The organism is Ohtaekwangia sp. (assembly GCF_036568665.1).
In the GTDB taxonomy this organism is placed as follows: domain Bacteria; phylum Bacteroidota; class Bacteroidia; order Cytophagales; family Cyclobacteriaceae; genus Ohtaekwangia.
Map to the genome: position 1 here is coordinate 1 of NZ_DATCSD010000126.1, position 4867 is coordinate 4867.

Annotated in this window: 4 protein-coding genes; 3 read left to right on the forward strand and 1 reads right to left on the reverse strand. The window is 44.1% G+C overall.

Annotated elements, in window-relative coordinates; translation table 11 throughout:
* Positions 1 to 262, forward strand: a 262-nt coding sequence (locus tag VIN08_RS06695) for an ATP:cob(I)alamin adenosyltransferase (protein WP_331962104.1), incomplete at its 5' end; no start/stop codon positions are given.
* A gap of 77 nt (positions 263 to 339) precedes the next feature.
* Here VIN08_RS06695 and VIN08_RS06700 read toward each other — a convergent pair.
* Positions 340 to 3021, reverse strand: a complete 2682-nt coding sequence (locus VIN08_RS06700) for a putative LPS assembly protein LptD (protein WP_331962107.1) — start codon at positions 3019 to 3021, stop codon at positions 340 to 342.
* 94 nt (positions 3022 to 3115) lie between these two features.
* Between VIN08_RS06700 and VIN08_RS06705 the strand changes: the two genes are divergently transcribed.
* Positions 3116 to 3898 (forward strand): N-acetylmuramoyl-L-alanine amidase, encoded by a 783-nt coding sequence (locus tag VIN08_RS06705; protein WP_331962110.1) that lies wholly within the window; start codon positions 3116 to 3118, stop codon positions 3896 to 3898.
* 43 nt (positions 3899 to 3941) lie between these two features.
* Positions 3942 to 4867: MlaD family protein (locus VIN08_RS06710; protein WP_331962113.1), on the forward strand; the 926-nt coding region annotated here is incomplete at its 3' end.

Consider the following 4867-nt stretch of genomic DNA (forward strand, 5'->3'; position numbering starts at 1 on the left):
GATCGATGCCCTGGACGCAGAATTACCACCAATGCGTTTCTTTGTTTTACCGGGCGGTCATCCATCGGTGTCATGCTGCCATGTAGCCCGCACGGTATGCCGCAGAAGTGAGCGACTCATTATAGCATTACAGCAACAGGAAAATGTACCGGCAGAAGTAATCCAGTATATGAACCGCCTCTCCGATTATTTATTTATACTCAGTCGTAAAATGTCGCAGGAGTTGAATGCAGAGGAAACTCCGTGGAAAGCGAGATTTTAGTTTCAGGTTTCAAGTTTAAAGTTCAAATGTGCTCTGATTCGAGGTAAACCCTGAACCTTAAACTTGGAACCTTGAACTTAGAATGTATCGTAGAAAGATTTACGTCTCTCCAGTTTCAGGTCTTGCAGTATGCTTGCCTTTACGTTGATGGTAAAGTTGAATGACTGGAATCTTCCGAAGGGAGTCCAGTTGAGGTGTAGTGCCCAGCAGTGAAGATCGCGCGATATACCGAGGTTGGTCTGGGTAAATTCTTTCGACTCAAAGTGATAGCCGGTGCTATAGGTAATTTTCCAATATTGCGATAGTGATAAATCACCATTAGCCGTAACGGTTTGTACAACCGCAGGATCATTATTTACTGTGTGGGTATAGCTTACGTTATAGCTCACATTCAAACTCCAGGGTATATCAAAGTCTATATAGGCATCCGGGTTCTGTATCAGGAAGTCTTTCTCCTGCTGTGGTAATTGTGACTTTGCTATCTTCTCCCGGCTGGTTGTATTCTTATTGCGCTTCTTCGGGTTCAGGTTGGTACTCATAGCCAGAGTAGCACTGGTTATACGACCTATATGTCCGCTCTGCCACGCATAGTATTTTGTTCTTCGCTCTTCCGGCTCTTCTCCTTCTACAGGAAACATTCTATAGTTATACGGATCGAGCGTAGCCGACAGGTTCAGGTTAAGAGTGTTATCGAGTATATTGGTGTTGGCTGCCATGCTGATGGGCGCCAGTTTGAATGAGTCGGCAATCAAATTATAGCTTGTACTAAACGAGAGGTTGTTCAGCAGCATTACTTTGCGCGCTACAGAATCTTCTACACCCTGCACTTTTGCTTCAAGGTTGTTACCTAAACTAAATCCGATGGAGCCGGATTTACCGGTGTTGGAACCGCCGTATACAAAACCATCGTGATACGATTTATATACATACTTTCCGCTACCGGCTGCATAACCCGGATCTTCAATCTTCTGAAAATAGTTACTATTCTTGGTAAAGTCAGGAGTATATCCTAACGATATAGAAGGGTTTACAATGTGACGGATCGCCTTGATTTTGCTTCGCTTGATAAAGTATGTACCATACATACGCGTGGTTAAGCTTGTGCTAAACGAATAGTTAGCTATCCGGTTAAAGCCATGCTCCATATAGTCTTTTACGATCGTTCCGTTTTCAACTTTCCAAACTTGTTTCTCACCATACCATTTCTCATCATAAGTCACAGAGGGTGATATAGTAAAATATCGCAGTGCTTTAAATGAGAACGACATCGGTAAAGAATGGCGCATACCTTTTTTACCATTGGCGAAGAAGGTGCCGAAGTTGTTGAACGTAAACGGTGCTATACTATCCTTGGTAGCATCGGTAGTTAATCGGCCGAGGTTATTCGTTACGCGATTGGATGCTGCCATCGAATATGAAATGGAGAAGTTATCCAGCGGCCCACTGGTTCCCCCACTCTTTTTCTGAAACGGGTATATATTCGTCATGTTCAGCGTCATGGTGGGCAGCGACAAGTCTACGTTCTTGGTAACAAGATCCTGGTTGTGGCTCATGTTCAAACCAAGGGTAAACGGTGTGCCTGAAAACTTTTTGCTATAGGATATATTCGAACTGAGCTTGGTAGATATATTACTCAGCGTGGTAGTGCTTTGTGTAAGCGTATTGATATAGTTATTCTTATTGAAGGTCGATGTTGCCGCGTTAACAGAGGCGGAGAACCTGCCGGTACCTTTTGATTGTGGTGAATGACTCCACGTTAAACGAAAGTCTTTTGTAAAATTCTGTGTTTCGATCTTATCATCCGAATCCGGGTTCTTCGAGTAGGCAAAGTTGAGGGAACCACTATAGTGATATTTCTTCAGGTAACTGGAGTTGGCATATAGCGCATGGCCGCCTTTGGAGTATATATCTCCTGTTAGGGCCAGCTTCATATACTCACTTATATCAAAGAAGTATCCGCCTCCCCGCAGGTTGAAGCCTCTTCTGCGTTCTTCACCATACGAGGGCACAATAATACCTGATGCGCTCTTGCGTGGCGAGGGGAACATACCAAACAGGAAGCCCAACGGTAAGGGTATATCATTGAACTCCATATAGAAAGGACCGGCCACAATCTTATCGTTCGGAATAGCCTTGGTCTTGGTGGCGCGTATGCGGAAGTGCGGGTGCTCCAAGTTACAGGTAGTATAGCTGTTATGTATACTCAATATCTCGTTCTTTTCATTCTTGAAAGCTGCCTGGCTGTGCAGGTACCCTTCACCTTGTTGCGTTACTACCTCACTGATGCGTGCGCGTTTGGTTTTGAAATTATATACAATGTCTTTTGTCTCGTATAGTTCGGGGCCATTCTTAAATACCGGGTACCCTATCCGTTGGCCGAGCGAATCGCGCCTGCCGTGCGCGGTTAAGGTATTGTTAGCATAATCAATTACTATCTCTTCCGCCTCCAGTTCTATATCGCCATATACTATCTTTGCCTGACCATATAACCATACCATCTGGTTATCGAGGGTAGCGCGTATGGAGTCTTTGGCCGAATAGTTGATGGTTGTTTCAATGTCGCCTTTCGGTGGAGTTTTTAAAGAGTCGGCCTTGAGGGTATCGGCTTTTACAGGAGGAATAGTATCGGTTGGTGTGTTAATTACAGAATCGCTTTTCAGACGGAGTATATCTCCGGGCGTTTTAACCGCTGGCTCCACCTGCGCATAGGAAGCAAAGGATATAATAATGAATAAGATAACAACAGAAAGACGCTGCACAGGGGGTGAGTTGAAAGTCAGGGCTTTAGCTTTTAGTGAAAAATTCACATTTTTGCGTAAAGTTATTGCAAATAGACTGAACATTGTAAGGCCTGTGAAGAATATTGGATTAACTGTGCTTCTGATAGCAATAACCTTGCTAAATTCCTCATCCACCTTCCGAAAGATGGATGCCAAGGTAGATGTAGTGGTCATTGATGCAGGACACGGAGGGAAAGATCCCGGAAATATAGGGAAGACGGCACGCGAAAAAGATATCGCGCTGAAGCTCGCGTTGAAGCTGGGCGAGTATATCGAAAAGAATATGCCGGATGTAAAAGTGATCTATACCCGTAAGGACGATCGCTACCTGGCCCTTGATGAACGTGCCGAGATCGCCAATAAGAACAAGGCCGATCTGTTTATATGTATACACGCCAACTCGCATTCTAACACCAAAGCTTTTGGTACTGAAACATTTACCATGGGTATGCACGTAGATGAACGCAACCTGCAGGTGGCCAAACGTGAGAACTCGGTAATTCTGATGGACGAGAACTATAAAGAACGTTACGAGGGCTTTGATCCTAACAGCCCGGAGTCGTATATACTTTTTACCCTCACACAAAGCGCTTACCAGGAAAGCAGTCTGAGTTTTGCTCAAAAAGTTGAAGAGCAATTCAAGAGTCGCGTGGGTCGCTTTAGCAGAGGTGTAAAGCAGGCAGGATTTGTTGTATTGTGGCGTACCACCATGCCCAGTGTGCTGATCGAAGCAGGATTTCTCTCCAATCCACCGGAAGAAAAATTTTTATTGACCAGCGATGGCCAGGATATGATTGCTTCCGGAATTTACCGGGCATTCAAAGCCTATAAAAGTGAAGTAGAATCCATAAATTGATGGCCAATTCGGTTATCCTGAATAAACAACATTTGTCCCTTACATGAAATTATCCAAAGAATTTAAAGTAGGCCTCTTCATGGTGGTAGGCCTGACGTTGCTGTATTTCGGGTTTAACTTTTTAAAAGGTATAGACTTCTTCTCTACTACCAATAAGTATTATGCCATCTATCAAAACGTTGATAAACTCACAGAATCCAACCAGATATTTCTGAATGGTTATGCCGTAGGTCGCGTAAGTGATATAGAGATACAGCAAAGTAAAGATCGCGTTATTGTAGAGCTGGATATAGATTCTGATATCGTACTCACCGATTCTTCTATCGCTATGCTGAACGGAGAATTACTGGGTGGCCGTTTCATTCAACTCGATATGCGCAACGGTGGCAAGCTCTTAAAGCCGAAGGATACCCTTCAATCGGAAGTAGCCAAAGGCATTATGGACTTTATTACCAAAAATGCAGAGCCGGTTGCATCCAACCTTACCACTACACTGCAAAAGGTAAATGAATTACTTGATGGACTGAAAGGCAACAGCAAACACCTGGACACGTTGTTCAGCCAACTGCAAACAACGCCCGGGCTACTGAACAAAACGCTTGCAACAGCCAACAACAACATCAACGATTTAGGTGTTGAGTTCAAAACCGTAGCCGGTAATCTGAACCATACTTTAACGGAGTTGAAACCAACACTTGCCAACCTCCACCAGCTTTCTGATTCACTAAAAATGATGGAGTTGAACGGTACAGTAAAGAAAGCACAGCAAAGTCTTACAAAGCTGAACGAAACACTGGGCCGCCTCAACAAAGGCGACAACACTGCGAGCAAGTTACTTACAGAAGATACACTCTATGTAAACCTCAACAAGCTGTTGGTTTCTATTGATTCGCTGGCGAAACACTTCAATAAAAATCCACGCCACTTCCTTGCCCCACTCGGCAAGAGCAGCAAAAAGATAGAAAGGGA